This is a genomic window from Pseudomonas sp. CCI3.1 (assembly GCF_034313985.1).
GTDB classification, from domain to species: Bacteria; Pseudomonadota; Gammaproteobacteria; order Pseudomonadales; family Pseudomonadaceae; genus Aquipseudomonas; species Aquipseudomonas psychrophila.
In genome coordinates this window covers 1,668,064-1,694,972 of record NZ_JAVIWO010000001.1, presented here as the reverse complement: position 1 = coordinate 1,694,972, position 26,909 = coordinate 1,668,064, and the positions used below count along the sequence as shown (strand labels likewise).

General features: G+C 57.5%; 23 protein-coding genes and 4 tRNA genes. 21 read left to right on the top strand and 6 right to left on the bottom strand.

The features are described from left to right. Window position 1: 1 nt before the first annotated feature. From RGV06_RS07745 to nadA, 7 genes are all read left to right on the top strand, one after another. Window positions 2-472, top strand: coding sequence for a TadE/TadG family type IV pilus assembly protein (locus RGV06_RS07745; protein WP_019823200.1), 471 nt, complete (start codon window positions 2-4; stop codon window positions 470-472). Continuing rightward, window positions 472-975, top strand: coding sequence for a TadE/TadG family type IV pilus assembly protein (locus RGV06_RS07740; protein ID WP_322149758.1), 504 nt, complete (start codon window positions 472-474; stop codon window positions 973-975). Before RGV06_RS07745 ends, RGV06_RS07740 begins: the two co-directional genes overlap by 1 nt. Further along, a complete protein-coding gene (locus RGV06_RS07735) occupies window positions 969-2,186 on the top strand; it encodes an AAA family ATPase (protein WP_048351716.1) in 1,218 nt (405 codons plus the stop codon). The genes RGV06_RS07740 and RGV06_RS07735 overlap by 7 nt, the downstream gene beginning before the upstream one ends. 3 nt (window positions 2,187-2,189) lie before the next feature. Further along, window positions 2,190-3,623 (top strand): CpaF family protein, encoded by a 1,434-nt coding sequence (locus RGV06_RS07730; protein ID WP_019823196.1) that lies wholly within the window; start codon window positions 2,190-2,192, stop codon window positions 3,621-3,623. A 2-nt stretch (window positions 3,624-3,625) separates the two neighbouring features. After that, entirely contained in the window at window positions 3,626-4,612 is a 987-nt protein-coding gene (locus RGV06_RS07725) for a type II secretion system F family protein (protein WP_019823194.1), read from the top strand. 27 nt (window positions 4,613-4,639) lie between these two features. Next, the gene (locus RGV06_RS07720; RefSeq protein WP_322149756.1) at window positions 4,640-5,602 is read left to right on the top strand and encodes a type II secretion system F family protein; all 963 of its coding nucleotides are present in this window, start codon (window positions 4,640-4,642) and stop codon (window positions 5,600-5,602) included. Window positions 5,603-5,825: 223 nt separating this feature from the next. Further along, entirely contained in the window at window positions 5,826-6,884 is a 1,059-nt protein-coding gene (gene nadA, locus RGV06_RS07715; RefSeq protein ID WP_198821062.1) for a quinolinate synthase NadA, read from the top strand. Between the two features lie 134 nt (window positions 6,885-7,018). Here nadA and RGV06_RS07710 read toward each other — a convergent pair whose 3' ends face one another. Further along, window positions 7,019-8,449 (bottom strand): M48 family metalloprotease, encoded by a 1,431-nt coding sequence (locus tag RGV06_RS07710; protein ID WP_019823188.1) that lies wholly within the window; start codon window positions 8,447-8,449, stop codon window positions 7,019-7,021. 119 nt (window positions 8,450-8,568) lie between these two features. Between RGV06_RS07710 and RGV06_RS07705 the strand changes: the two genes are divergently transcribed. Both RGV06_RS07705 and RGV06_RS07700 read left to right on the top strand, forming a co-directional pair. Further along, complete coding sequence (locus RGV06_RS07705) at window positions 8,569-8,808, top strand: sulfurtransferase TusA family protein (RefSeq protein WP_019823186.1); 240 nt, start codon at window positions 8,569-8,571, stop codon at window positions 8,806-8,808. 120 nt (window positions 8,809-8,928) lie between these two features. Continuing rightward, complete coding sequence (locus tag RGV06_RS07700) at window positions 8,929-9,999, top strand: AI-2E family transporter (RefSeq protein ID WP_019823184.1); 1,071 nt, start codon at window positions 8,929-8,931, stop codon at window positions 9,997-9,999. Window positions 10,000-10,070: 71 nt separating this feature from the next. On the opposite strand, the gene acnB is transcribed toward RGV06_RS07700, so the two are convergent. Continuing rightward, window positions 10,071-12,671, bottom strand: a complete 2,601-nt coding sequence (gene acnB, locus RGV06_RS07695) for a bifunctional aconitate hydratase 2/2-methylisocitrate dehydratase (RefSeq protein WP_019823182.1) — start codon at window positions 12,669-12,671, stop codon at window positions 10,071-10,073. A gap of 406 nt (window positions 12,672-13,077) precedes the next feature. On the opposite strand from acnB, the gene RGV06_RS07690 reads away from it, so the two are divergent. Next, window positions 13,078-13,548, top strand: a complete 471-nt coding sequence (locus RGV06_RS07690) for a DUF1289 domain-containing protein (RefSeq protein WP_019823181.1) — start codon at window positions 13,078-13,080, stop codon at window positions 13,546-13,548. A gap of 12 nt (window positions 13,549-13,560) precedes the next feature. Here the strand turns inward: RGV06_RS07690 and RGV06_RS07685 are convergent, their stop codons facing one another. Continuing rightward, entirely contained in the window at window positions 13,561-14,424 is an 864-nt protein-coding gene (locus RGV06_RS07685) for a universal stress protein (protein WP_322149755.1), read from the bottom strand. Window positions 14,425-14,644: 220 nt separating this feature from the next. Here RGV06_RS07685 and RGV06_RS07680 point away from each other — a divergent pair, with 220 nt between their 5' ends. From RGV06_RS07680 to RGV06_RS07660, 5 genes are all read left to right on the top strand, one after another. After that, window positions 14,645-15,253, top strand: coding sequence for a tRNA-(ms[2]io[6]A)-hydroxylase (locus tag RGV06_RS07680; RefSeq protein ID WP_019823178.1), 609 nt, complete (start codon window positions 14,645-14,647; stop codon window positions 15,251-15,253). 285 nt (window positions 15,254-15,538) lie between these two features. After that, window positions 15,539-16,012, top strand: a complete 474-nt coding sequence (locus tag RGV06_RS07675; protein ID WP_019823177.1) for a MarR family winged helix-turn-helix transcriptional regulator — start codon at window positions 15,539-15,541, stop codon at window positions 16,010-16,012. Further along, complete coding sequence (locus RGV06_RS07670) at window positions 16,009-17,484, top strand: efflux transporter outer membrane subunit (protein ID WP_322149754.1); 1,476 nt, start codon at window positions 16,009-16,011, stop codon at window positions 17,482-17,484. The genes RGV06_RS07675 and RGV06_RS07670 overlap by 4 nt, the downstream gene beginning before the upstream one ends. Before the next feature lie 9 nt (window positions 17,485-17,493). Next, on the top strand, window positions 17,494-18,699 hold the full coding sequence (locus RGV06_RS07665) for an efflux RND transporter periplasmic adaptor subunit (RefSeq protein ID WP_322149753.1): 1,206 nt from the start codon (window positions 17,494-17,496) through the stop codon (window positions 18,697-18,699). A 63-nt stretch (window positions 18,700-18,762) separates the two neighbouring features. Next, window positions 18,763-20,292 carry a DHA2 family efflux MFS transporter permease subunit gene (locus RGV06_RS07660; RefSeq protein ID WP_019823174.1) on the top strand — a complete coding sequence of 510 codons (1,530 nt, stop codon included), beginning with the start codon at window positions 18,763-18,765 and terminating at the stop codon, window positions 20,290-20,292. 112 nt (window positions 20,293-20,404) lie between these two features. On the opposite strand, the gene lpxH is transcribed toward RGV06_RS07660, so the two are convergent. Together lpxH and RGV06_RS07650 are read right to left on the bottom strand one after the other, a co-directional pair. Next, on the bottom strand, window positions 20,405-21,142 hold the full coding sequence (gene lpxH / locus RGV06_RS07655) for a UDP-2,3-diacylglucosamine diphosphatase (protein WP_322149752.1): 738 nt from the start codon (window positions 21,140-21,142) through the stop codon (window positions 20,405-20,407). Next, the gene (locus RGV06_RS07650; protein ID WP_019823171.1) at window positions 21,139-21,642 is read right to left on the bottom strand and encodes a peptidylprolyl isomerase; all 504 of its coding nucleotides are present in this window, start codon (window positions 21,640-21,642) and stop codon (window positions 21,139-21,141) included. Before RGV06_RS07650 ends, lpxH begins: the two co-directional genes overlap by 4 nt. 275 nt (window positions 21,643-21,917) lie before the next feature. On the opposite strand from RGV06_RS07650, the gene RGV06_RS07645 reads away from it, so the two are divergent. Both RGV06_RS07645 and cysS read left to right on the top strand, forming a co-directional pair. Next, window positions 21,918-23,615 carry a glutamine--tRNA ligase/YqeY domain fusion protein gene (locus RGV06_RS07645; protein WP_019823169.1) on the top strand — a complete coding sequence of 566 codons (1,698 nt, stop codon included), beginning with the start codon at window positions 21,918-21,920 and terminating at the stop codon, window positions 23,613-23,615. Between the two features lie 22 nt (window positions 23,616-23,637). Then, window positions 23,638-25,020, top strand: a complete 1,383-nt coding sequence (cysS, locus tag RGV06_RS07640) for a cysteine--tRNA ligase (protein ID WP_046809719.1) — start codon at window positions 23,638-23,640, stop codon at window positions 25,018-25,020. A 117-nt stretch (window positions 25,021-25,137) separates the two neighbouring features. Here cysS and folD read toward each other — a convergent pair whose 3' ends face one another. Beyond that, on the bottom strand, window positions 25,138-25,992 hold the full coding sequence (gene folD / locus RGV06_RS07635; RefSeq protein ID WP_019823166.1) for a bifunctional methylenetetrahydrofolate dehydrogenase/methenyltetrahydrofolate cyclohydrolase FolD: 855 nt from the start codon (window positions 25,990-25,992) through the stop codon (window positions 25,138-25,140). A 280-nt stretch (window positions 25,993-26,272) separates the two neighbouring features. Between folD and RGV06_RS07630 the strand changes: the two genes are divergently transcribed. The 4 genes from RGV06_RS07630 (at window position 26,273) to RGV06_RS07615 (ending at window position 26,767) form a co-directional block, all read left to right on the top strand. Continuing rightward, a tRNA-Arg gene (locus RGV06_RS07630) sits at window positions 26,273-26,349 on the top strand. A 40-nt stretch (window positions 26,350-26,389) separates the two neighbouring features. Further along, window positions 26,390-26,465: transfer RNA gene (locus RGV06_RS07625), tRNA-His, on the top strand. 56 nt (window positions 26,466-26,521) lie between these two features. After that, window positions 26,522-26,606, top strand: a tRNA-Leu gene (locus RGV06_RS07620). Window positions 26,607-26,691: 85 nt separating this feature from the next. Then, a tRNA-His gene (locus tag RGV06_RS07615) sits at window positions 26,692-26,767 on the top strand. The last annotated feature ends 142 nt before the right edge of the window (window positions 26,768-26,909 follow it).

Here is a 26,909-nt window from a genome sequence, read left to right as displayed (position 1 = left end):
TATGGGACGCTGTGGATTCAAGTCGGTACGCGCACAACGTGGCCTGGCAATGGTCGAGCTGGCGCTGACATTGCCGTTGCTGGTGTTGCTGATGCTCACCTTCGCCGAGTTCGGTCGCATGCTGTTCCAGTACAACAGCATGGAGCAAGCCAGTCGCGATGCCGGGCGCTATGTGGCCAGCCAGGCGTGGAATTCAACCCTGGGTACGGTGCAGTTAAGCACTGCGCTGATTGCGCAGACCAGGAACGTTGCGGTTTACGGTGTTCCGGCCAACCCCAATGGCTACCCGGCGGCAGCACCCGGCCTCACCACCGGTAATGTCACGGTGAGCGCGGTGGGCACAGACCATGTTCGGGTCAGCATTGCCTACACCTTTGTCCCGGTGATCGGCAGTTCGATCCCCGCCCTGTTTGGCAGCAGCGTGCCACTGGGTTTGCTGTTGACTTCAACCGTCGTCATGAGGGCCTTGTGATGAACAGCAAGCGCATGGGCGGTGTGTATGTCGTGGAGTTCGCCATCACGGCTCTGGTGTTGTTCACCCTGCTGTTCGGCGCGCTGGAAATGGGCCGCTTGTATTTCACGGTCAACGTGCTCAGCGAGTCGGTGCGCCGAGGTGCGCGTCTGGCGGCGGTATGCAACATCCAGGACCCGGTCATCCTGCGTCGTGCGATGTTCAACACAGCCGCCAATAACGGGCCGAGCAGCCTGATTGCCAGCCTGAGCACGGCCAACCTGAACCTGATCTACATGGACGCCAACGGAGCGGTGATTGCCAGTCCCAATGACCTGGTGAATGCCACCGGTTTTGCGGCCATTCGTTATGTGCAGTTACAGGTGACCAACTTCAGTTTCAATTTGTTGATCCCCGGATTCAGCGGGGTATTCATCCTGCCCACGTTCAGGTCGACCGCCCCGCGTGAAAGCCTTGGCCGCCAGCCTGATCCGACGGTTACACCGGGGATTACGCCATGTTAAGTGTCCGAGAAGTGACGGCGGCAGCGTCATCTGACCGTCAGGGCATGCGCTTGTTGATCAGTGGGCGTGATGCAGCGGCCTTGAACCATCTCAAAGGTTTGAGTCAGGGCGTACCCAACCTGCTGGTGAGCACGCGATTGGTGAGCAATGGCCATACCGATCCGTTGTACGGCCTGGAGCAGATGCCTGATTTCCTGCTGTTGCGTGTCAGCCATTTATGGCGCGAAGAGCTGGCGGCCCTGTTGCTGCATCCGCTCAAGGAGCGTCCACCGCTGTTGGTATGCGGGCCCATGGATGAGCGCGAAGGCATGCGCATGGCCATGCAGGCCGGAGCCCGTGACTTTTTGCCTGAGCCTGTTTCAGCAGAGGATTTGCAGTCGGCACTCGACCGTATGCAGATGGAGCTGCATTCCGATCTTGGGGCCAAGGGCAAGCTGGTGGCTGTGATGAATGCCAAGGGCGGATCGGGGGCCTCGATGCTGGCCTGCAATCTGGCTCATCAACTGAGTGTTCAGGGCGGTAGAACCCTGTTGCTGGACCTGGACCTGCAGTTCGGCAGCCTGGCCCACAGTCTGGATGTGCTGCCTACACACAGTCATACGGATGTGCTGCAACAGATCGATACCCTGGACAGCGTTGCATTGCGCGGTTTTTGCAGCCATTTCAGCCCCTCCCTGCATGTGCTGGGTGGGCGCACCGATGAGCTGTGCCTGTCCCAGGAGATACGTCTGGAGCAACTGGACAGCTTGCTGCGGCTGTCGCGCAACACCTATGACTGGGTGGTGGTGGATTTACCGCGGCACATTGATCACCTCACCGGAATCACGCTTGAGCAGTCGGACCGGGTCTACATCGTGCTGCAACAGAGCCTGAGCCATCTGCAGGATGCCAACCGGCTGGTGCGCATTCTGCGTGATGACCTGGGCGTGCAAAGTAACCGTCTGCATGTGGTGGTCAACCGCTTCGACAAGTCTTCGCCGTTCAAGCCCAAGGACATCAGCGATGCACTGCGCTGCAACGAGCTGCACAAGTTGCCCAATGACTATGCAGTGGTCAGTGAAAGCCAGAACACCGGGGTGCCACTGGAGCTGCATGCACCACGTGCCAGCATCACCTTGAGTTTGCGTGAATTGAGCCAGAGCCTGATCGGGATCGAAGCCCATGACGCGGGCTTGCTAAAACGTACGTTCAACCGTCTGTTCGGAGGATAAGCCATGCTCAGCGACTTTCGTAACCGCCTGCGTCAGCAAGCCGGCCAACCGGCTCCGGCAGATGCCCTGGTAATCCCCATCGAGGGTGCCGATTGCTCCAGTGTCATGATGGCGTGGGAAGCCAGTGCGCCGGATGTCGTCTATGAAACCCGAACCAAGCTCAGCTCCATGGAGGCCGAGTGGCGGGAGAAGATCTATCAGCAGTTGCTCAAGGTCATGGACCTGTCCTTGCTCGATACTCTGGAGCTGGCCGACGCCGGACGCCAGATCCGCGAAATCAGCCTGCGTCTGCTGGACGAGTACTCGGCGCCGGTCAGTGCCAGCAGCCGCCAGTTGATTATCAAGCAGATCACCGACGAGGTACTGGGGCTCGGGCCGCTTGAGCCGTTGCTGGGTGACAACAGCGTGTCCGACATTCTGGTCAATGGATTCAACTCGGTGTACGTGGAGCGCTTTGGCAAGTTGCAGAGAACCGATGTGCGCTTTCGCGATGATCAGCATTTGCTCAATATCATCGACCGGATCGTGTCCAGTCTGGGACGCCGCATCGATGAATCCTCGCCGCTGGTGGACGCACGGCTCAAGGACGGCTCGCGGGTCAACGCGATCATCCCGCCGCTGGCCATCGACGGGCCGAGCATGTCGATCCGTCGCTTTGCCGTGGATTTGCTCAATACCCAAAGCCTGGTGCAGATGGGCACCCTTACGCCGGCGATCGCCCTGATGCTCAAGGCAATCGTGCGCGGGCGGCTCAATGTGCTGATCTCCGGCGGTACGGGCAGCGGCAAGACCACCATGCTCAATGTGCTGTCCAGCTTTATCCCGCACAACGAGCGGATCGTCACCATCGAAGACTCCGCCGAACTGCAATTGCAGCAACCTCACGTGGTGCGCCTGGAAACCCGCCCGGCCAATATCGAGGGCCGTGGCGAGGTGGGCCAGCGTGAACTGGTGCGCAACAGTCTGCGGATGCGCCCGGATCGCATCGTGATCGGTGAAGTGCGTGGCGCCGAGGCGCTGGATATGTTGACGGCAATGAACACGGGTCACGATGGTTCATTGACCACCATTCACGCCAACACTGCCCGCGATGCATTGGGGCGGATCGAGAATATGGTGTCCATGAGCGGAGCTACGTTTCCGATCAAGGCCATGCGTCAGCAAATTGCCTCGGCCATCGGCGTGGTTATCCAGTTGGAGCGTCAGGAGGACGGTACGCGGCGTTTGGTCAGTGTCCAGGAGATCAATGGCATGGAAGGCGATGTCATCACCATGACCGAGATCTTCGCTTTTGTGCGCAATGGCATGGGTGAGAAAGGGGAGGTTCTGGGCGAGTTTCGCTCAACCGGTATGGTGCCGGCATTTCGTGATGTGCTGGCCAAACGAGGTATTGAGCTGCCGCTCAGCCTGTTCCGGCCGGAATGGATGGAGGGGTAGCGATGAACCAGATTCCTGGTGAATTTATCCTGGCGTTCCTGGGCATGGTGTTCTCGGCCATGTTCCTTCTCAGTCAGGGGCTGACAATTCCGGTGTTCGGCGAGGCCAACCAGGTGCGCAAGCGCATTCGTGGTCGTCTTAACCTGCTGGAGCGGGCCAATAACGTGCCCAACATGCAATCGATTCTGCGCCAGAAATATTTGCGTCGCCTGCCGCCGCTCGAGGCTCGCCTGGAGCAGTTGCCGATGATGGAAACCCTGGCCCAGATGATCGAGCAGGCCGGCCATGAGTACCGGGCCTATCGGGTCCTGTTGCTGGGGCTGGTGCTGGCGACAGCAGTGGGGCTGGTGCTGTGGTCGTTCCTGCAACTGTGGTGGGTGGCGGTACCGGCTGCACTTGTCAGTTTCTGGTTGCCTGTGTGGAAGATTTCCCACGATCGCACCCAGCGCTTCGCCCAGTTTGAGGAGGGCTTGCCCGATGCTCTGGATGCCATGTGCCGCGCCCTGCGTGCCGGGCATCCGTTCAATGAAACCCTGCAACTGGTTGCTGATGAGCACCACGGGCCCGTGGCTTACGAATTTGGCCTGGCCTTCGCCGATATCAATTATGGCAATGATGTGCGCCGGGCCATGCTGGGCCTGCTTGAACGTGTGCCCAGCATGACGGTGATGATGCTGGTGACCACGGTGCTGATCCACCGCGAAACCGGTGGCAACCTGACTGAGGTGCTGACCCGTTTGAGTAGCCTGATCCGTGGACGCTTTCGCTTTCATCGCAAGGTCAAGACCCTTTCGGCCGAGGGGCGGATGTCCGGCTGGATCCTGGTGTCGATGCCCTTTGTACTGGCGGTGGCCATCTTGATTTCAAGCCCGACTTACATGCCTTTGCTGTTCAAGGAGCCCTTGGGGCAGAAGCTGATCATGGGGGCTTTTGTGGCCATGCTGATCGGTATTTTCTGGATTCGCAAAATCATCCGGATTCAGGTTTGAACACGGGGTAACCCGGAGGGTATGGGCATGAACTATTTATTGGGTCTGATCAATCGGGCGGTGGGTGATGAGCAACTGACCCGGTTGTTGTTTGCCGCACTGATCGGTCTGAGTGTGGTGCTGGTGGTGGCCACCCTGGCGATACTGGTCAAGGGGTTGCAAAGCCCTGTGCAGCGTCGACTGATGTTGATCAAGCGTGGTCACGGCGTCGACCTGCGGGCACCGCCGAGCAACCTGCAGATGATGCTGGAACAGGTCGGTCAGCGTTTTAACAGCGGTGAGCCGGGTCAATCTTCGGCCACCCGGAGTTTGCTGACCCATGCCGGTTACCGATCGCCGTCGGCGGTGCAGGTGTACTGGGCGATCCGACTGTTACTGCCACTGTTGCTGGTGGGGATTACGCTTATGGCGCTGCCGTTTATTCCCAACCTGTCGCTGCTGTTGGGGGTCGGGTTGTTAATGGTGGTGCTGGGTGTGGGGTGGCTGGCCCCGGCGGTCTATGTCGGCGCACGCAAGGAGGCGAGGATGTCGCGTCTGCTGATTGCCTTTCCGGATGCCCTGGACCTGATGGTGGTGTGCGTGGAATCAGGGCTTGCCTTGCCCCAGGCTATCGAGCGGGTCGCCGAGGAAATGGCGGTCAGCCAGCCTGATCTGGCCCTGGAGCTTGCGTTGGTGAACGCCGAGGTGCGTGCGGGTGTTCCCAGTACCGAGGCCCTCAAGCACCTGGCCGAGCGTACCGGGCTGGAAGACATACGCGGACTGGTGAGTTTGCTGGCGCAGAGCATTCGCTTTGGTACCAGTGTGGGGACCACTTTGCGGGTTTATGCCGAAGAGTTTCGCGATCGGCGTACGCAAATGGCCGAGGAGAAAGCGGCCAAAGTCGGTACCAAACTGGTGTTTCCGCTGATCTTTTGTCTGTGGCCAAGTTTTTTCCTGGTGGCCATCGGTCCGGCGATCATTAGTGTGTTCAAGGTCTTCGGGAAGATCTAAGTGAGGGGCGCACGCAGCGCCCCTTTCCCCCAATAAACTGCCGATCACCCGCCCGCCGTCGCAAGAGCAACATTAAACTTTTGAATCCCAAGGATATTCTGTAGCCTTGTCGCGCTTCAGTGCTTGTCCGTGCCTGATACACACATTCTCCCAGCGGGACTTGACGGTCCGGAGCTGGTGGTACACTCGACTTTCGCGCAACGCGCTTGCAGGTCTTGCGAACATGACGCAAATTTCTGAACGACTTCTGGTTCAAGCCCACCTTGATGCCAAGCAGCCAAAACCGTTGACTGAGGCACAATCCCTCAGCCTGCGTGCGCAGATCGCGGCTGAGCTTAAAGCCCGTGACGCGGTGCTGGTGGCGCATTTCTACTGTGATCCGGTGATTCAGGCCCTGGCCGAAGAAACCGGTGGCTGTGTGTCCGACTCCCTTGAGATGGCCCGCTTTGGCGCGGCCCACCCGGCCAAAACCATTCTGGTGGCCGGTGTGCGTTTTATGGGCGAGACGGCGAAAATCCTGACCCCTGAAAAACGCGTGCTCATGCCGACGTTGGAGGCCACCTGTTCTCTTGATCTGGGCTGCCCGGTTGAAGAGTTCTCGGCGTTTTGCGACAAGCACCCCGAGCGCACGGTGGTGGTGTATGCCAACACCTCGGCGGCGGTCAAGGCCCGGGCTGACTGGGTGGTGACCTCAAGCTGCGCGCTGGAAATCGTCGAAAGCCTGATGGATAACGGCGAAACCATTATCTGGGGGCCGGACAAGCATCTGGGCCGTTACATCCAGCGCCAGACCGGTGCCGACATGCTGTTGTGGGACGGTGCCTGCATCGTGCACGAAGAGTTCAAGTCCAAGCAGCTTGAAGACATGAAGGCGTTGTATCCGGACGCGGCGATTCTGGTTCACCCTGAGTCGCCGGAGTCGGTGATCGATTTGGCTGACGCGGTGGGTTCTACCAGTCAACTGATCGCCGCGGCGCAAAACCTCCCGAACAAGACCTTTATCGTGGCCACAGACCGCGGCATTTTCTACAAAATGCAGCAGCTGTGCCCGGACAAGGTCTTTATCGAGGCGCCGACAGCGGGTAACGGTGCGGCGTGCCGTAGCTGCGCCCATTGCCCGTGGATGGCCATGAACACTCTGGAGCGTACGCTGGAGTGTTTACAGCAGGGGACCAACGAAATTTTCGTCGACCCGGCACTGGTGCCCCACGCCATTCGCCCGCTCAAGCGCATGCTGGATTTCACCCAGGCTGCGCGTTTGAAGCTGGCGGGGAATGCCTGATAGATCGAGTTGTTGTTTGGGCCCTCACCCTCTCCCAGAGGGTTAGGGGACTGACCGCACACTGACTGGATATCACCGACAATCAGCTCCCTCTCCCTGCGGGAGAGGGCTGGGGTGGGCTTTTGCTCTTGGGGTCAGTTCATCATCTCTTTGAGCGCCCGCTCCTGATCCATCAATTCCCGCTTGCGGGCATCCAGGCGTGCTGACAGCTGGAAGTTGTTGGTGAGCTTCTGGGCAAAGTCCAGTTGCTGGATGGCCTGACGGTAGTCACCCACCAGCGCAAAGTACTCCGCACGGGCTTGATGCAGGCCGATGATGTTGCCAGACAAGCCTCGGGTCTCTGCAACCGAGTACCAGACATCCGGGTCGTCGGGACGACTCTTGAGCAGGGCCTCAAGTGCTTTGTCGGCTTCTTTGGGTTTGTTTTGCTTGAGCAGCAGGTCGACTCGCGCCTGATTGAGCGGGTAGTTGCCCGGATACAGGGTGCGCATTCTGTCGATTCGCTGTTGGGCTTCGGCCAGGCGATTGCTGTCCATGTCCAGCTCGATTTGCGCCAGGTTGTAGGTGATGTCGTTCGGCGACTTTTCCAGTAACGGCTTGAGCGTGTCGCGGGCTTCGTTGAACTGGCTGCCTTTCATGTAGGCAATCGCCAGACCATAACGGGCTACGTCGTTTTTCGGGTTCTCATCCAACTGCTGGCGAAAGCGCTTGGCAGCCAGGCCAGGGGTTTCTTCGTAGTTGAGCTGCACTCGGGCGCGGATCAGTTGATAGCGCAAGCTGTCTTCGGTGCCGCCCACTCGGGCCTGTTCGGCGCGGTTGCGGGTGTCGGCAATACGCGATTCAGTGACCGGGTGAGTCAGCAAAAACTCGGGTGGCCGACCGTCAAAGCGATATTGGCGCATCAGGCGCTCGAACATGGTGGGCATGGAGCGCGGGTCATAGCCTGCTTTCTCCAGGTTGAGAATGCCAATCCGGTCAGCCTCCTGCTCATTCTGTCGCGAAAAGCGCCGCTGTTCTTGCATGGCTGCGGCCTGTGTCCCTGCGATAGCAGCAATGCCGGCGTCGCCCGCGCCAGAAGCCGCAACGATGATTCCTGCGAGCAGTGCAGCCATCATCGGCAGTTGCATGCGCTGCTGCGCCTCTACGCCACGAGCGAAGTGGCGTTGGGACAAGTGAGCCAGTTCGTGAGCCATTACCGAAGCGTATTCGCCCTCGGTCTGGGCGTTGAGGAACAGGCCGCCGTTGACCCCGATGATACCGCCGGGAGCGGCGAAGGCGTTGAGTTGCGGGCTGTTGATCAGGATGAATTCCAGTCGGCGGTCCTGTACCTGGCTGGTTTCGACCAGTTTGTAGACGCTGGTTTCGACGTAATCCTTAAGCTGCGGGTCGTTGAGTTGCGACACCTGGCTGCGCAGCATGCTCAACCAGGCGCGGCCCAGTTGGTACTCTTGTTGTGGAGAGACGATGGACGAACTGGCGTCACCCAGGGACGGTAAATCGTCGGCGAAGCTCGGCGAGGCGAGCAGGCAAGCGAGCGTCAACAGGGTAGGGCGCAGAAAAGTCATTCACAGAGCTCTAGTCGGTAAAGCGCTTACTGTAGCTGGACACTCGGCTGGCGACCAGTGGCGGGTCTGCTTGGGGTATTCTAGCCGGCATAAAAATGCCATCTCTGGAGATGTACGTAATGACTGACGCGTTGGCCCACGATACCGAACTGGATGCAGCGGGCCTTAACTGTCCGTTGCCACTGCTCAAGGCCAAGATGGCGTTGAACAAGATGAGCAGTGGTCAGGTCCTCAAGGTGATCGCCACGGATGCGGGTTCACAACGTGACTTTCGTACCTTCGCACGCTTGGCAGGGCATGAGTTGCTGCATGAAGAAGACAATGCGGGCACTTATCGCTACTGGTTACGCAAGGCTTGAGTCTTGCTTGACCTCACTGTGGGAGCGAATCTGCTCGTGAAAGAATCGCAATAAGTATCAAGATCTTCGCGAGCAGGCTCGCTCCCACAGAAGCACTGCACTTTTTTCTAAGGAATATCGATGTTCAAGGTTTTACGCGGTTGGGTGCAGCGCTATTTCTCTGATGAAGAAGCGGTGGTACTGGCGGTTTTGTTGGTGCTGGCATTTACCGCTGTGCTGACATTGGGCGGCATGTTGGCGCCCGTGTTGGCGGGCATGGTGCTGGCGTATCTGATGCAGGGCCTGGTGGTTGCTCTGGAGCGCCTGCGAGTACCGGCCGCCGCAGCGGTCGGGCTGGTGTTTGCACTGTTCATGGGGTTGTTGCTGGTATTTCTTGTGGTGGTGGTGCCATTGCTATGGCATCAACTGATCACGCTGTTCAATGAGCTGCCGGGCATGCTCGCAAAATGGCAGTCGCTGTTGTTGCTGTTGCCAGAGCGTTACCCGCACCTGGTGTCGGATGAGCAAGTGCTGCAAGCCATTGAAGTGGCGCGGGGTGAAATCGGCAAGTTCGGGCAACTGGCGTTGACCTTTTCGCTGTCCAGTTTGCCGTTGTTGGTCAACATCATGATTTATCTGGTGCTGGTACCGATTCTGGTGTTTTTCTTTCTCAAGGACCGGGCGCTGATTGGGCGTTGGGTGCGCGGTTACCTGCCCCGTGAACGGGCATTGATTACCCGTGTGGCCGAGGAAATGAACCGCCAGATCGCCAACTACATTCGCGGCAAAGTCATCGAGATCATTATTTGCGGCGGCGTGACTTACATCGCATTTGTCGCCATGGATCTTAACTACTCGGCTTTGCTGGCGCTGCTAGTGGGGATTTCGGTGGTGGTGCCCTATGTGGGAGCCGTGGTGGTGACGGTACCGGTGCTGTTGATCGCGTTGTTCCAGTGGGGCTGGAGCGACCAGTTTATCTACCTGATGGCGGTCTACGGGATCATCCAGACCCTGGACGGTAACGTGCTGGTACCGCTGCTGTTCTCTGAGGCTGTGAGCCTGCACCCGGTGGCAATCATTTGTGCCGTGCTGTTGTTTGGCGGGTTGTGGGGTTTCTGGGGGGTGTTTTTTGCAATCCCGCTGGCGACGCTGTTCAAGGCCGTACTTGATGCCTGGCCGAGAGAGCAGCAAGTGGTGGCTCCACTTCTATAAATAACCGAATCGCGAACATGAAAAAGCCCCGGCTCTTGTGAGAGTCGGGGCTTTTTCGTTACTGCATCAACTTACGCTTGAATAACCGGGATATTGGCGTTTGCAGCCGCTTCACGGAATTCGGCGATCTGATCAAAGCTCAGGTAGCGGTATACGTCCGCTGCCATGGTGTTGATCTCAGCCGCGTAGGCCATGTATTCCTCAACGGAAGGCAGGCGACCCAGGATCGAGGCTACCGACGCCAACTCAGCCGAAGCCAGGTAAACGTTCGCGCCATCACCCAAACGGTTCGGGAAGTTACGGGTCGAAGTCGACACAACAGTCGAGTTCGGTTCTACGCGTGCCTGGTTACCCATGCACAACGAGCAGCCCGGCATTTCCATGCGTGCGCCAGCTTTGCCGTAGATGCCGTAGTAGCCTTCTTCGGTCAGTTGGTGCGCGTCCATTTTGGTCGGAGGCGACAGCCACAGACGAGTTGGCAGCTGGCCTTTGACCTTGTCCAGCAACTTGCCCGCAGCGCGGAAGTGGCCGATGTTGGTCATGCACGAACCGATGAACACTTCGTCGATCTTCTCACCGGCAACGGTGGACAGCAGGCGGGCGTCATCAGGGTCGTTTGGCGCGCAGAGCACAGGCTCCTTGATGTCAGCCAGATCGATTTCGATGATCTCAGCGTATTCGGCGTCAGCATCGGCTTCCATCAGCTCAGGGTTGGCTACCCAGGCTTCCATCGCTTGAGCGCGACGCTCAAGGGTACGAGCATCGCCGTAACCTTCACCGATCATCCAGCGCAGCAGGGTGATGTTGGAGTTCAGGTATTCGGTAATGGACTCTTTGGACAGCTTGATGGTGCAGCCAGCAGCCGAACGCTCTGCCGAAGCGTCGGACAGTTCGAATGCTTGCTCGATGCTCAGGTTGTCCAGACCTTCGATTTCCAGGATACGACCCGAGAATTCGTTGATCTTGCCTTTCTTCTCTACGGTCAGCAGGCCTTTCTGGATTGCGACGTAAGGAATGGCGTGTACCAGGTCACGCAGGGTGATGCCCGGCTGCATTTCGCCTTTGAAACGAACCAGAATCGATTCCGGCATGTCCAGTGGCATTACGCCAGTGGCTGCGGCGAACGCTACCAGACCGGAACCGGCCGGGAACGAAATGCCCATCGGGAAGCGGGTGTGGGAGTCGCCGCCGGTGCCGACGGTATCCGGCAGCAGCATACGGTTCAGCCAGCTGTGGATGATGCCGTCGCCCGGACGCAGGGACACGCCGCCGCGGGTCATGATGAAGTCTGGCAGGGTGTGGTGGGTGGTCACGTCGATCGGCTTTGGATAAGCAGCGGTATGGCAGAAGGACTGCATTACCAGATCAGCGGAGAAGCCCAGGCACGCCAGGTCTTTCAGTTCGTCACGGGTCATGGGACCGGTGGTGTCCTGAGAACCTACGGTGGTCATCTTCGGTTCGCAGTAAGTGCCTGGACGAACGCCAGTCACGCCGCAAGCCTTGCCGACCATTTTTTGCGCCAGGGTGAAACCCTTGGTGCTTTCAATAGGAGCTTCAGGCTTCTTGAACAGATCGGATGGAGCCAGGCCCAGTTCGGCGCGAGCCTTCTCGGTCAGGCCACGGCCAATGATCAGTGGGATACGGCCGCCAGCACGGACTTCGTCCAACAGAACCGGGGTCTTCATTTCGAAGGTGGTGATGACTTCGTCGGTACCGTGCTTGCAGACTTTGCCTGCGTGCGGGTACAGGTCGATCACGTCGCCCATGTTGATGTTGGAAACATCGAACTCGATTGGCAGTGCGCCAGCATCTTCCATGGTGTTGTAGAAGATTGGAGCGATTTTGCTGCCGAAGCAGAAACCACCGGCACGCTTGTTCGGTACGTAAGGAACGTCGTCGCCGAAGAACCACAGTACGGAGTTGGTGGCCGATTTACGCGACGAACCGGTACCGACCACGTCGCCGACGTAGGCAATAGGGAAGCCCGCGTTGCGCATTTCTTCGATTTGCTTCATCGGACCGATGGAGCCTTGAACGTCCGGCACGATGCCGTCGCGAGCCATTTTCAGCATGGCCAGGGCGTGCAGCGGGATGTCAGGGCGCGACCAGGCGTCCGGTGCAGGCGACAGGTCATCGGTGTTGGTTTCGCCGGTTACCTTGAACACGCGCAGGCTGATTTTGTCAGCCAGTACAGGGCGGTTCTTGAACCACTCGCCGTCAGCCCAGGATTGCACCACGGCTTTGGCGTGGGGATTACCGTTCTTGGCTTTTTCAGCGACGTCGTGGAAGGCGTCAAACATCAACAGGGTGTGCTTGAGTTGCTCGGCGGCAACCGGTGCCAGCTCTGCGTCATCCAGCATCTCGACCAGCGTCACGATGTTGTAGCCGCCTTGCATGGTGCCAAGCAGTTCTACAGCGCGCTTTTTGCTGATCAGTGGGGAAGTCGCTTCACCTTTGGCGATGGCGGACAGGAAGCCGGCTTTTACATAGGCCGCTTCGTCAACACCCGGCGGAATGCGGTTGGTGATCAGGTCAACGAGGAATTCTTCTTCGCCGGCAGGCGGGTTCTTCAGCAGCTCAACCAGGCCTGCAGTTTGTTCGGCGTTAAGCGGCTGGGGAACGATACCCAGTGCTGCGCGCTCTTCGATATGTTTGCGGTAGGCTTCAAGCACAGTTATTACCCTCATCATTGGTCCCAAATGGGTGTCCGGGACGCTCATCCAGGAATGCCGAGCACTCATGCGCATGGGGGCTTTTTGAGCCGCTTAGCCAGAGTTGCAAGGATTCCCAACAGAAGCTGTTTTCAAAGTTTTACGCCTTCCGAACGGGGGAGATGATGAATGTTGGTGCGGGTATCTGCAGTGCAAATACCCCTCACCAACACCGTTCTTCGGGATCAACTGTGCTCGTGACGCTTTGAAAACAGCTTCTAACGGACATTGGCGCCTTAAAAGGCAGGCCGATTCTACGGGAAAAACTTGTTAAAGGTAAGTTAGCCCCTGAAGGTTGAGGGGTGATCTGCGTTAGACAAAGGGCTAACATGGGCCCCTGTTTCGTTCTGCAGTGCTCTATTTCGCCATGTCCAATCAAACCATCAAGACCCCCTGCATAGGCCTGTGCTCAACGGTTTACGGCGACCTCGTGTGCCGTGGTTGCAAGCGTTTCCACCACGAAGTGATCAATTGGAACGGTTACAACGAGGAAGAAAAGCGCGCCGTGTGGCGTCGGCTTGAGCAGCTTTTGGTGCAGGTAATGGCCGGCAAGGTCGAAGTATTCGATCGGGCTACGCTGCGCGACCAACTGGTGGCGCGCAAGATCCGCTTTGTGCCCAACCAATCCGAATATTGCTGGGCGTATCAGCTGATTGCCCGCGGGGCTCGGGTGATCAATCAGCTGGAGCTCTATGGCATGGTGCTGCTGCCGGAGTTTCGCGGTTGGGCGCTGCCAGAGTTGCGTGACGCCATTGATCGGGAATTTTTCCTGCTGTCCGAAGCCCATTATCAGCGCTATATCGCCCCGGGGTTTCTGAAAGAGGCGTTTGGCGAGTAAGGCGTCAGCCGATCAGCCTTTGTTTGCCAGCTCTTCCAGATGCTCGATCATGTCCTCGGGCTTGAGCACCAGAATGTCGCTTTCCAGCTTGTCGATCACCACCTCGGCCGTGTTGCCAATCAATGCTCCCGAGAGCCCGGTACGCGCCACGGTACCCATGACGGTCACTATTGCGCCCAAGGCCTTGGCCACCCGTGGGATGATCACGTCTGCCGGGCCTTCTTCTATATGCAGGCGGCTGTCGTCTATTTCACACTGTTGCTGAAACACCTGACACTCGGCCCGGTAGGTTTCTTGCAGCTGGTTGTCCAGTGGGTAGGCTGCGTCTACAGCTGCCAGCATGGGGGCAGGGTGAGCGCTGACGACATGAAATTGTGCATGGGCCATGCTTGCGATGCGAAAACCATGGTCAACGATGCTTGAGTGCAGGGCCATATGCTCAGGGTCGTTGTTGCCCACGTCGACGGCGGCCAGTATTACACCGTGCTCCCACGACGCTGTGGTTTTGGCCAGCAGTACCGGGCTGGGGCAATAGCGCAGCAGTTTCCAGTCTTCGGGTGTGAGCAGTACTTTTTTCAGCGGGTTATCGGGTACGTGCTGCTTGATCACCAGCCCGCAGTTGTGGGCTTGCTGCACCTTGATGATGGTTGCGTGCTGGCTCTCATGCCAGTTCTGCTCGCTGGTGACGCTGTAGGCTTCGCTTTTGAGGCTGCTTTCAAGCACGCTCAGCAGGGCTGAATGGTCATGCTTTTTATCGCAGATCAATAGATGTAAATGCGCTTTCGTGTGGCTGGCGATGTGTTTGGCGCGCTTGAGTGCGAGACTTTCCATCAGATGGGGCTCGATGACGACCAACAGGCTGTTAATGCTGTGCATGACCGGTAACTCCACAAGTTATAAAAGCGGCGTGTAATCACTATAGTTGCTCAGCGGTTGCCCCTGTGTTGATGCATATCAAGTTGCGCCGTTGGTGCTGCGCTCCGTGGCCCGTATAATCGCCGGCTCGCCTCAATTCAGTCTTTGTGAGCCTCATGTCAGCGATTTTTCAAAACACTGCCGGTCTTCTGTGCAATCCCCAACGGTCGGGAGCGTGCGCGTGATTCTTCCTGAAATTCATGAGTTCCTGGGCTGCCGCACGCCTGACGGCTGGATCGCAGCGGCATTGGCCGATCAGGAAACCTTGCTGATTGATCACAAAAACTGTGAATTCAAGGCCGCCAGCACGGCGCTTAGTCTGATTGCCAAGTACCACTCCCATGTTGACCTGATCAATATGATGTCGCGTCTGGCCCGGGAAGAGTTGGTGCATCACGAGCAAGTCATGCGCCTGATGAAAAAGCGCAAGATCGAGCTGCGTCAGCTGTCGGCCGGGCGCTACGCCTCGGGTCTGCGCAAGGTGGTACGTAACCACGAGCCGGTCAAACTGGTGGACACCCTGGTGGTTGGGGCGTTTATCGAAGCCCGCAGTTGCGAGCGTTTCGAGGCATTGGTCCCGCATTTGGACGAAGAACTCGGCAAGTTCTACTTTGGCCTGCTCAAGAGCGAAGCACGGCATTTTCAGGGTTATCTGAAACTGGCCTATCAGTATGGCGATGCCAAGGATATTGCCCAGGTGATCGAGCGGGTGAGGGCGGCAGAGCAAGAGCTGATCGAATCACCGGATGTTGAATTCCGCTTCCACAGTGGTGTGCCAAGCGCCGCTTAAATCCCCTGTAGCAGCTGCCGAAGGAACGAGGCTGCGTTCGATTGCGAAGCGGTCGTAAAATCTGAGTCCGCGATTTAACTGAAAGGCCGCGATTTCATGTTTTACGACGGCTACGTCGGGGTGCCGCATTACGCCGGACGCAGCCTCGTTCCTTCGGCAGCTGCTACGAAAATCTTAACGGTACAAACAGCCAGATAGATAGGTACCTAATTGTCGTCTTGACATTAGCTGCCTAGACAGTAATATTTAGAAACATTACTGCCTAGGCAGCTTCCTGGTGCCTTGATGAAACATTTCCATCCCGATAACTTCCAAAATTGCACCCTGGGCATGCTCCTCGGGCGTACGGCCATGCTCAAGGACCGGATCATCGATCGTCATATGGAGCCATATGGCATTACGGCGGCGCAGTTCAAGGTGCTGATTATCATGGCCCAGTTCGACGTTGATACCCCGGCCGAGCTCTGCCGCCATCTGTCGCTGGACAGTGGGTCCATGACTCGCATGCTTGATCGCCTCGAGCAAAAAAAGCTGTTGATGCGCCAGCGCTCCGAAGCCGATCGGCGACAGGTCAGGTTGGTGTTGACCGACGACGGCCAGGCCCTGGCCAACCAATTGCCGAAGATTGGCGCCGATGCAATGAATCAGCTGGCAAGCGCCATTAGCCCGCAAGAGCTGCAAAGTCTGGAACAGATCCTCAAGAAAATACTCTTGGCAGCTGGTGATCCGATCACTGTCATGCGCTTAGGTGAAAAATGAGCCACAAAACGCTGCGTACAGGCCTTAGCCTGGTATTTACGTCGATGGTGTTGGCCGGTTGCGCCAGCTATAGCGGCTTAAACACCGTGGGCGTGAGTGAGGAAGCGAAAAACCTCAAGGCTGCTCAATCGCTCAATGGCGTCACGGTTACCCCGGCAGCCTGGCCTGAAAAAGACTGGTGGAAGCGTCTGGGGGACGTTCAGCTGGACGGCTTGATTCAGGAAGCCTTGCGCGACAGCCCGGACATGCAAATAGCCAGCGCCCGTGCGCATCAGGCGACTGCCGCGGCCGGTGCGGCCAATGCCGCACGTATGCCGACGCTGGATGCCGAAGCCGATGTCTCGCGTTCACGCCTGTCGCGCTCTCAAGATCCGAGTGGGCAGGGCGGTCGATACGACACCCTGCGTGATGCCAGTCTGACGTTTAATTACACGTTCGATTTGTGGGGCGGTCAGCGTGACGCCTGGGAAGCAGCGTTGGGCGAGGCCCGTGCGGCCGAAGTTGACAGCCGGGCCGCGAGCCTGACCCTGGCCGCCGATGTAGCCCGGGGTTACAGCAGCCTCGGGCATGCCTTTATCGTCCGTGACTTGGCCAAGGATGACCTGGAGCGTACCGGGAAATTGCTCGACCTGAGCAAGCGTCGTCTGCAAGCCGGCATCGACAGCCATTACCAGTTTCAGCAAACCGAAAGCCTCGAGGCCAGTTCTCAAGAGCAGTTGATCAGCGCTGAAAAACAACTCAAAAGCGCGCGCATCGCGCTGGCGGTGTTGTTAGGCAAGGGGCCGGATCGCGGCATTGATATCGCGCGTCCGAAAATTCTGGCGCCGAGCGCTGTGGCGTTGCCAAGTGCCCTGCCTGCTGAGTTGCTGGGTCGTCGTCCGGATCTGGTGGCGGCGCGCTGGCGAGTGGAGGCGGCGAGCAAGAATATTGCTGCGGCCAAGACGCGCTTTTATCCCAATCTCAACTTGAGTGCGGCGGCAGGTACTCAGTCGCTGTTGGGTGAAGCGTTGTTCGGGTCTGCCAGTCGCTTCCTCACTATCGCACCGGCCATTTCGCTGCCGATCTTTGATGGTGGCCGCCTGCGTGCAGGGCTGGATAGCGAGGACGCCAAGTACGATCTGGCTGTCGCGCAGTACAACAAAATATTGGTGGGCGCCCTGGGCGATGTCAGTGACACCCTCGTTCAGCTAGGTGCCGTTGGGCAGCAAATCAACGCCCAGCAACGGGCAACCGATATCGCCCAGGACTCGTTCAACACCGTGTTGCAGCGCTATGGCTCGGGTGTCGGTAACTACCTGGACGTGCTCAGCATTGAGCAGCAATTGCTTCAGGCCCAGCGCCAGCTGGCGGACCTGAATGCCGAGCAGATCGATCTTTCGATCCAATTGATGCAAGCCCTGGGCGGTGGATTTGAGCCCGGCAATACGGCTGAAGCCGTTCCCTCTCAAGTCCTCGTCGGCAGAATAATTTAGGTAATCGTCATGGCCACTGTGCAAACACCGAATGAAACGCAACACACCCAGGACGCTGGCAATCAGCGTAAACGCAAGCTCTTGCTGAGTGGCCTGGCGGTTCTGGTCATCTTGGTCGGGTTGGGCGTCTGGGCCTGGGAAGAGCTGTACGGTCGCTGGAGTGAAAGCACCGACGATGCCTATGTAAACGGCAATGTGGTTGAGATCACGCCTCTTGTCACCGGTACGGTGGTGAGTATTGGTGCCGACGATGGCGATCTGGTTCATGAGGGCCAGGTCTTGCTGAACTTCGACCCAAGCGACGCGCAGGTTGGGCTGCAGAGCGCCGAGGCCAATCTGGCTCGTACCGTACGTCAGGTGCGTGGTCTGTTCAGTGATGTGAAGGGCATGAAGGCCCAGGTGGCTGCGCAGAAAGTCGAAGTGCAAAAGAACCAGGACAACTACAACCGTCGTAAAAGTCTTGCGGCTGGCGGGGCCATCTCCCAGGAAGAGCTGTCCCATGCCCGGGATGATCTGTCTTCGGCACAAAGCGCCTTGCGCAATGCTGAGCAAAAACTCGATACCACGAGTGCGTTGGTCGATAACACATCGGTGGCCAACCACCCGGATGTGAAGGCTGCTGCTGCGCAGTTGCGTCAGGCTTACCTGGCAAACGCCCGCTCCACCTTGATTGCTCCGGTCACCGGATATGTGGCCAAGCGTACGGTTCAGTTGGGCCAGCGGGTTCAGCCGGGCACTGCGCTAATGGCGGTCATTCCGCTCAATCAGCTGTGGATTGATGCCAACTTCAAGGAAACCCAGTTGCATAAAATGCGCATCGGTCAGCCGGTGGATATTGAATCTGATATCTATGGCAGCAGCGTGAAATACAGCGGCACCATCGACAGCATTGGTGCCGGTACTGGCAGCGCATTCGCCCTGTTGCCCGCGCAAAATGCGACGGGTAACTGGATCAAGATCGTGCAGCGTGTACCAGTGCGTATCCATATCAATGCCGATGAGCTGGCTGAGCATCCATTGCGCGTCGGTTTGTCTACAACCGTTGATGTGGACCTGCGTGACCAGACCGGCCCGGTACTGGCTCAGCAACCACCGCAAAAAGCCTCGTTCAGTACCAATGTGTATGCGCAGCAGTTGGCAGATGCTGAAGCACTGATTACGCGTTTGATTAACAGCAACAGCGCTGCGACAGCCGATATGGCCGCTCAGCGTTGATTCGCCAATCCATGAGCCTCGCCGAAGTGGCGGGGCTGCATCCCCGGTTTTAAAGGATTTGCGATGAGTACAAACGCGTCTTTTACCCCTCCCAGCCTGGTAATGGCCACTATTGGTCTATCGCTGGCGACCTTTATGCAGGTGCTCGACACCACCATCGCCAACGTTGCCTTGCCCACCATCTCCGGCAACCTTGGGGTGAGTTCGGAGCAGGGCACGTGGGTGATTACGTCCTTCGCAGTCAGTAACGCGATTGCCTTGCCCCTCACTGGCTGGCTGAGCCGCCGTTTTGGCGAAGTGAAGCTGTTTTTGTGGGCCACAATCCTGTTCGTGCTGGCCTCGTTTTTGTGCGGTATTTCGACTTCGATGCCTGAGCTGGTCGGGTTTCGCGTGTTGCAAGGGCTGGTGGCCGGGCCGCTGTATCCCATGACTCAAACCCTGTTGATTGCGGTGTATCCGCCTGCGAAACGGGGGATGGCATTGGCATTGCTGGCGATGGTCACGGTGGTCGCGCCCATTGCGGGTCCCATTTTGGGTGGCTGGATCACGGACAGTTACAGTTGGCCGTGGATTTTCTTCATTAATATACCGATCGGCATTTTTGCGGTGATGGTGGTTCGCCAGCAACTGAAGGCGCGCCCGGTGGTGATCACCCGCCAGCCGATGGACTATGTAGGGTTGATTACCCTGATCATTGGTGTGGGTGCGCTGCAGATCGTGCTCGACAAAGGCAATGATCTGGACTGGTTCGAGTCCAATTTCATCCTGTTGGGTAGTGCGTTATCAGTGGTGGCGCTGGCGGCTTTCATTATTTGGGAAATGACGGACAAGCATCCGATCGTCAACTTGCGCCTGTTTGCCCACCGTAACTTTCGCATCGGCACCATTGTGCTGGTGTTGGGGTATGCCGGGTTCTTCGGTATCAACTTGATTTTGCCGCAATGGCTGCAGACGCAGATGGGCTATACAGCGACCTGGGCGGGGTTGGCGGTGGCACCGATCGGGATCTTGCCGGTGTTGATGTCGCCGTTCGTGGGCAAGTATGCGAATAAATTCGACTTGCGCTTGCTGGCCGGCCTGGCGTTTCTGGCCATCGGGCTGAGTTGCTTTATGCGTGCTGACTTCACCAATGAGGTGGACTTCCAGCATATCGCGATGGTGCAGTTGTTCATGGGGATTGGCGTGGCGTTGTTCTTTATGCCGACGTTGACCATTTTGATGTCGGATTTACCACCGCATCAGATCGCCGACGGAGCCGGGCTGGCGACGTTCTTGCGGACCCTGGGGGGCAGCTTTGCCGCTTCCTTGACCACATGGATCTGGATTCGCAGGGCGGATCAGCATCATGCCTACATGAGTGAAAGCATTAGTGCCTATGATCCGGTGACACGGCATACCCTGGAAAGCCTGGGGGGCGCCAGTACACCGGCCTACGCTCAGATGGATCAGATTCTGACCAGTCAGGCGTATATGTTCTCCACCGTGGACTACTTCACCATGATGGGCTGGCTGTTTATGGGGTTGATTTTGCTGGTATGGCTGGCCAAGCCGCCGTTTGCGGCCAAGGCGGGGCCGGCGACGAGCGGGCATTAAATCTGGAGCCCTGCAAACCCCTTGTGGGAATGAGCCTGCTCGCGAGAGTTGCCATGCGTTTTATCTGTGATACTGCGCAGAAACCTTCGCGAGCAGGCTCGCTCCCACGGGTTTATTGTGAGGGAGGCGGTGCAAAATCAAACGGCGACAGTTGCATGCCTTGCTCGTCCACTTGCAGAACCCAGCCCTGGCGATCCCAGTCACCGAGCACGATGCGTTTGGCTGCGTGTTCGTTGACCAGCAGTTTGTGGATCGCGGGGCGGTGGGTATGGCCGTGAATCAAGGTATGTACGCCAAAGTGCGCCATGATCCGGGGGATTTCTTCGGCGGTCACGTCGACGATGTCATTGGCTTTCATGCGGGTTTGGGCGCGGCTCTCGCTGCGCAGCTTGCGTGCCAGTTTATGCCGCGTGCCCAAGGGCAGATGGCGCAGGACCCATAAGGTGATGGGGTTGCGCAGGTAGCGTCGCAGGCGCATGTAGGCTTCGTCGCGAGTGCACAGGCTGTCGCCGTGCATCAATAAAACCGGCTCGCCATAAAAGTCGACAACGCTGGGGTCTTTGATCAGGGTGCAGCCAGCCGCTTTACAAAAGGCCTGGCCAAGCAAAAAGTCGCGGTTGCCGTGCATCAGAAAAATCTTGGTGCCGGTATCGCTCAGTGTTCGCAGCGCTTCACAGATCGAGCGCTGATAAGGTGTCATCGCATCGTCGCCAATCCAGGCTTCGAAAAAATCACCCAGAATGTATAGCGCCTGAGCCGAGCGCGCACGCCCGGTCAGGAAATCCAGAAACGCCCGGGTTATGTCCGGGCGCTCCTCTTCCAGATGCAAGTCTGAAATCAGCAGTATCACTCAATGATCTCTGCTTTCTCGACGATCACGTCTTCTTTAGGCACGTCTTGATGACCGGCTTTGGAAGTGGTGGCAACACCTTTGATCTTGTCTACAACGTCCTGGCCTTCAACGACTTTACCGAATACGGCATAGCCCCAACCCTGAGCGGTTTTGCCGCTGTGGTTCAGGAAGCTGTTATCAGCCACGTTGATGAAGAACTGGGCGGAAGCCGAATGCGGCTCCATGGTGCGAGCCATGGCCACGGTGTACTTCTCGTTTGGCAGGCCGTTATCAGCTTCGTTCTGGATGCTTGGGCGCTTGTCTTTCTTTTCTTTCATGCCGGGCTCGAAACCGCCGCCCTGGACCATGAAGTTGCCGATTACACGGTGGAACACAGTGTTTTCGTAGTGGCCGGCTTTAACGTATTCGATGAAGTTAGCAACGGTGATCGGTGCTTTTTCAGCGTTCAGCTCGATCACGATGTCGCCGTGGTTGGTACTCAGTTTTACTTTGGTCATGGTCGTTATCGCTCTATCAGAGAATTCGTCGGGCCCGGGCGCGGTGACACACCTCAATCCCCCAGGCTGGCTGGGTAGATACAGCCGCGGGCGGAGTTTAGCGTGCTCACGCGGCATTTCGATGGTGTTTTTCCCATATGGGGACTAAAAGCCGGCATTTCAATCGGTTTGATTGAGCACCTGCTCTGTCGGTGACTTGACGGCATCGGCTATGATAGGCGCTTTGATTTAGTCGGCCGACCCAGGCCGCGCACCCTGTTACGTTCAAGGATCCTATGAGCAAGCCCACTGTCGACCCCACTCTGAATCCAAAGGCTGGCCCTGCTGTCCCGGCCAATTTCCTGCGTCCAATCGTTCAGGCGGACCTTGACTCGGGTAAATGCACACAGATCGTGACCCGCTTCCCGCCGGAGCCCAACGGCTATCTGCACATTGGTCACGCCAAGTCCATTTGTGTGAACTTTGGGCTGGCTCAGGAGTTCGGTGGCGTTACGCATTTGCGTTTTGACGACACCAACCCGGCCAAGGAAGACCAGGAATACATCGACGCGATCGAAAGCGACGTGAAGTGGCTGGGCTTTGAATGGTCCGGCGAAGTGCGCTATGCCTCGCAATATTTCGATCAGTTGCACGAGTGGGCGATTTACCTGATTAAAGAAGGTAAGGCCTACGTCTGCGACCTGACGCCAGAGCAGGCCAAGGAATACCGCGGCAGCCTGACCGAGCCGGGCAAGAACAGCCCGTTCCGCGACCGCAGCGTCGAAGAGAACCTGGACCTGTTCGCCCGCATGACGGCCGGTGAGTTCGAGGACGGCAAGTGCGTACTGCGAGCCAAGATCGACATGGCTTCGCCGAACATGAACTTGCGCGACCCGATCATGTACCGCATCCGTCACGCCCATCACCACCAGACCGGTGACAAGTGGTGCATCTACCCGAACTATGACTTCACCCACGGTCAGTCGGACGCCATCGAAGGGATCACCCATTCGATTTGCACCCTGGAATTCGAAAGCCATCGCCCGTTGTATGAGTGGTTCCTCGACAGCCTGCCAGTGCCTGCGCGCCCGCGTCAGTACGAGTTCAGCCGTCTGAACCTGAACTACACCATCACCAGCAAGCGCAAGCTCAAGCAACTGGTTGATGAAAAGCACGTCAATGGCTGGGATGACCCGCGCATGTCCACGCTGTCGGGTTTCCGTCGTCGTGGTTACACGCCTAAATCGATCCGCAACTTCTGCGACATGGTCGGCACCAACCGTTCTGACGGCGTGGTTGACTTCGGCATGCTGGAGTTCAGCATCCGTGACGACCTGGACCACAGCGCACCGCGTGCCATGTGTGTATTGCGTCCGCTGAAAGTCATCATCACCAACTACCCGCAAGACAAGGTCGAAAACCTTGAGCTGCCTTGCCACCCGAAAGAAGACATGGGTGTGCGGGTACTGCCTTTCGCCCGTGAGATCTACATCGATCGTGATGACTTCATGGAAGAACCGCCAAAAGGCTACAAGCGTCTTGAGCCCGCGGGCGAAGTACGTTTGCGCGGCAGCTATGTGATTCGTGCTGACGAAGCAATCAAGGACGCCGATGGCAACATCGTCGAACTGCATTGCTCGTACGACCCTGAAACCCTGGGTAAAAACCCGGAAGGTCGCAAGGTCAAAGGTGTTGTGCATTGGGTGCCGGCGGCAGCCAGTGTCGAATGTGAAGTGCGTTTGTATGATCGTCTGTTCCGCTCGCCAAACCCTGAAAAGGCTGAAGACGGTGCCGGCTTCCTGGAAAACATCAACCCTGACTCGCTGCAGGTGCTTACCGGTTGTCGTGCTGAACCCTCGCTGGGCAATGCACAGCCGGAAGACCGTTTCCAGTTCGAGCGCGAAGGTTACTTCTGCGCGGATATCAAGGACTCGAAACCTGGTCGCCCGGTATTCAACCGTACCGTGACCTTGCGTGATTCGTGGGGCCAGTGATCAAGTTTTGAAGGAATAAGCCGTGCTTACGATCTACAACACGCTCACCAAGAGCAAAGAAGTTTTCAAGCCGCTGGACGGCAACAATGTGCGCATGTACGTGTGCGGTATGACCGTGTACGACTACTGCCACATTGGTCATGGCCGCAGCATGATCGCCTTCGATCTGGTGACCCGCTGGTTGCGTTTCAGCGGCTACAACCTGACCTATGTGCGCAACATCACGGACATTGAAGACAAGATCATCAATCGTGCTCGTGAAAACGGCGAGCCGTTTGAGGCGCTGACCGAGCGCATGATCCAGGCGATGCATGAAGATGAAGCGCGGCTCAATATCCTCAAGCCGGATATGGAGCCCCGGGCCACGGATCACATCCCTGGCATGCATGCAATGATCCAGACCTTGATTGACAAGGGCTACGCCTACGCCCCGGGCAATGGCGATGTGTATTACCGCGTCGCCAAGTTCATGGGGTACGGCAAGCTGTCGCGCAAGAAAATCGAAGACCTGCGCATCGGTGCGCGTATCGAAGTCGACGAAGCCAAGGATGATCCGCTGGACTTCGTGCTCTGGAAAGGCGTCAAGCCTGGCGAGCCGAGCTGGGAGTCGCCGTGGGGGGCGGGTCGTCCGGGCTGGCACATCGAGTGCTCGGTGATGTCCACCTGCTGCCTGGGTGAGACCTTCGATATTCATGGCGGCGGCAGCGACCTTGAGTTTCCGCACCATGAAAACGAAATTGCCCAAAGCGAAGCGGCAACCGGCAAGACCTACGCCAATGCCTGGATGCACTGCGGGATGATTCGCATTAATGGCGAGAAGATGTCCAAATCCTTGAACAACTTCTTCACCATTCGCGACGTCCTGGAGAAATATCATCCAGAAGTGGTGCGTTATCTGTTGGTATCGAGCCATTACCGTAGCTCGATCAACTATTCCGAAGACAACCTAAAGGATGCGAAAGCAGCCCTTGATCGTTTCTATAATGCGCTCAAAGGCTTGCCGAAGGTGGCTCCGGCCGGTGGTGAGGCATTCGTTGAGCGCTTTACCCAGGTGATGAACGACGACTTCGGTACGCCGGAAGCCTGTGCGGTGCTGTTCGAGATGGTTCGCGAGATCAACCGGTTGCGCGAAACCGATCTGCAAGCTGCGGCTGGTTTGGCGGCGCGCCTCAAGCAGTTGGCTGATGTGCTGGGTGTCTTGCAGCTCGAGGCTGATGATTTCTTGCAGGCTGGCGCTGAAGGCAAGGTCGATGCAGCCCAGGTGGATGCCTTGATCGCCGCGCGTTTGGCGGCCCGTGCCGGTAAGGACTGGGCAGAGTCGGATCGGATTCGTGATCAGCTCGCTGCAATGGGTGTTGTGCTGGAAGACGGTAAAGGCGGGACGACCTGGCGCTTGGCTGACTAGGTTGCTTGTTGTGTGAACAAAGGCCCGCCTCGTGCGGGCTTTTGTTTGTCCGGCGTTTGGTGGCGCCAATAACAACGGCACCCGAAGGTGCCGTTGTTTTTGTAGCAGGTTGAACATTTAGCTGTGCAATGTTTCAGCTGCGTACAGAGTGTTTTCAAGCAGGCAGGCGCGAGTCATCGGGCCTACGCCCCCTGGGACTGGGGTGATCCAGCCAGCGCGGGGTAGGGCGGTCTCGTAAACTACATCACCAACCAGTTTGCCATCCGCCTGGCGGTTGATGCCAACGTCGATCACGATGGCGCCTTCCTTGATCCACTCGCCCTTGACCAGGCCAGGTTTACCGGCAGCCACGACCACCAGGTCAGCACGGCCAACGTGGCCGGCCAGATCCTTGGTGAAGCGGTGGGTCACGGTCACGGTGCAGCCAGCCAGCAACAGCTCCATGGCCATTGGGCGGCCAACGATGTTGGATGCTCCGACAATCACGGCGTCCATTCCGTACAGATCCTGGCCGGTGCTTTCGAGCAGGGCCATGATGCCTTTGGGGGTGCATGGGCGCAGCAGTGGGATCCGTTGGGCCAGGCGACCGACGTTATAAGGGTGGAAACCGTCGACATCTTTGTCCGGGCGAATGCGCTCCAGCAGCTTGGATGCATCCAAGTGGGCAGGTAGAGGCAGTTGCAGCAGAATGCCGTCGATGTTCGCGTCGTCATTAAGACGGTCGATCAGATCGGTCAGCGCTTGCTGGGTAGTGTCAGAAGGCAGGTCATAGGCTTGGGAAAGAAAGCCTACCTCTTCGCAGTCTTTACGCTTGTGCGAAACATAAACCTGGGAAGCAGGATCGCTGCCGACCAGGATCACCGCCAGACCAGGGGTGCGCAGGCCTTGCTCGTGACGCTCGGCGACACGTTTGGCAATCTGCTGGCGCAGGCTGGCGGCAATCGCTTTACCGTCGATTAGTTGTGCAGTCATTACGCGTGATTAACCATCGTAAAGGGTGGAAAAAGGACGTGCATTCTCGCATGCCGTGGCTCGAGGGCAAAGGCGCCTGGTCTGTTTATTGCCCTAACTCCTTTATATTTCTAAACTTTTTTTAAAAAAGAGTTGACGACTTTCAGGCTCACCTATAACATTCGTCGCACTTGTCGGGCACAGCCTAGCACTGGTTAAGAAGGTAGAGCGAAGTTGTTGTTCAGCTTGGTGATACTGAAAGCACTTGGTTTGTAGTCGTCAAAGAATACAGGCTAACAAGGCGCCCGTAGCTCAGCTGGATAGAGCATCCGCCTTCTAAGCGGATGGTCGCAGGTTCGAGTCCTGCCGGGTGCGCCATTAGGCAGCTTTGGCACAAGTAAGCAGTACAGGCAATATGGTGGGCGTAGCTCAGTTGGTAGAGCACGGGATTGTGACTCCCGTTGTCGAGGGTTCGATCCCCTTCGTCCACCCCATATTTAGAAAGCCGCCAGATTAATCGTCTGGCGTCTTTGCTTTAAAAGTTTGAAATGCGGATGTGGTGGAATTGGTAGACACACTGGATTTAGGTTCCAGCGCCGCAAGGTGTGAGAGTTCGAGTCTCTCCGTCCGCACCAAATTTGAACAAAGCCGCTTGTAGCGGCTTTTTTCTTTTGTTTGACTGCTTGTTCTTTAGGGCTGGCAGTGCTGTAACGCAATATGGTGGGCGTAGCTCAGTTGGTAGAGCACGGGATTGTGACTCCCGTTGTCGAGGGTTCGATCCCCTTCGTCCACCCCATATTTAAAGAAAACGCCAGATTAATAGTCTGGCGTTTTTTTGTATCTGCAGTTTGAGAAACGGATGTGTGGGTCCCCTGTAGCGCCTCATTTCCCGCATGCTTAGCGTCCTCTGCAATTTGTGTGACAATGCGCGCAGATTG

What these genes read in the sequence shown, in the direction of transcription:
- RGV06_RS07745 (WP_019823200.1), top strand. Translation starts at nt 2, where the DNA reads ATGGGACGCTGTGGATTCAAGTCGGTACGCGCACAACGTGGCCTGGCA.
- RGV06_RS07670 (WP_322149754.1), top strand. Translation starts at nt 16,009, where the DNA reads ATGAGCCACAAAACGCTGCGTACAGGCCTTAGCCTGGTATTTACGTCG.
- RGV06_RS07720 (WP_322149756.1), top strand. Translation starts at nt 4,640, where the DNA reads ATGAACTATTTATTGGGTCTGATCAATCGGGCGGTGGGTGATGAGCAA.
- RGV06_RS07700 (WP_019823184.1), top strand. Translation starts at nt 8,929, where the DNA reads ATGTTCAAGGTTTTACGCGGTTGGGTGCAGCGCTATTTCTCTGATGAA.
- RGV06_RS07645 (WP_019823169.1), top strand. Translation starts at nt 21,918, where the DNA reads ATGAGCAAGCCCACTGTCGACCCCACTCTGAATCCAAAGGCTGGCCCT.
- RGV06_RS07725 (WP_019823194.1), top strand. Translation starts at nt 3,626, where the DNA reads ATGAACCAGATTCCTGGTGAATTTATCCTGGCGTTCCTGGGCATGGTG.
- RGV06_RS07665 (WP_322149753.1), top strand. Translation starts at nt 17,494, where the DNA reads ATGGCCACTGTGCAAACACCGAATGAAACGCAACACACCCAGGACGCT.
- RGV06_RS07705 (WP_019823186.1), top strand. Translation starts at nt 8,569, where the DNA reads ATGACTGACGCGTTGGCCCACGATACCGAACTGGATGCAGCGGGCCTT.
- RGV06_RS07690 (WP_019823181.1), top strand. Translation starts at nt 13,078, where the DNA reads ATGTCCAATCAAACCATCAAGACCCCCTGCATAGGCCTGTGCTCAACG.
- RGV06_RS07650 (WP_019823171.1), bottom strand. Translation starts at nt 21,642, where the DNA reads ATGACCAAAGTAAAACTGAGTACCAACCACGGCGACATCGTGATCGAG.
- RGV06_RS07710 (WP_019823188.1), bottom strand. Translation starts at nt 8,449, where the DNA reads ATGACTTTTCTGCGCCCTACCCTGTTGACGCTCGCTTGCCTGCTCGCC.
- RGV06_RS07660 (WP_019823174.1), top strand. Translation starts at nt 18,763, where the DNA reads ATGAGTACAAACGCGTCTTTTACCCCTCCCAGCCTGGTAATGGCCACT.
- RGV06_RS07675 (WP_019823177.1), top strand. Translation starts at nt 15,539, where the DNA reads ATGAAACATTTCCATCCCGATAACTTCCAAAATTGCACCCTGGGCATG.
- RGV06_RS07685 (WP_322149755.1), bottom strand. Translation starts at nt 14,424, where the DNA reads ATGCACAGCATTAACAGCCTGTTGGTCGTCATCGAGCCCCATCTGATG.
- RGV06_RS07740 (WP_322149758.1), top strand. Translation starts at nt 472, where the DNA reads ATGAACAGCAAGCGCATGGGCGGTGTGTATGTCGTGGAGTTCGCCATC.
- folD (WP_019823166.1), bottom strand. Translation starts at nt 25,992, where the DNA reads ATGACTGCACAACTAATCGACGGTAAAGCGATTGCCGCCAGCCTGCGC.
- RGV06_RS07735 (WP_048351716.1), top strand. Translation starts at nt 969, where the DNA reads ATGTTAAGTGTCCGAGAAGTGACGGCGGCAGCGTCATCTGACCGTCAG.
- RGV06_RS07730 (WP_019823196.1), top strand. Translation starts at nt 2,190, where the DNA reads ATGCTCAGCGACTTTCGTAACCGCCTGCGTCAGCAAGCCGGCCAACCG.
- nadA (WP_198821062.1), top strand. Translation starts at nt 5,826, where the DNA reads ATGACGCAAATTTCTGAACGACTTCTGGTTCAAGCCCACCTTGATGCC.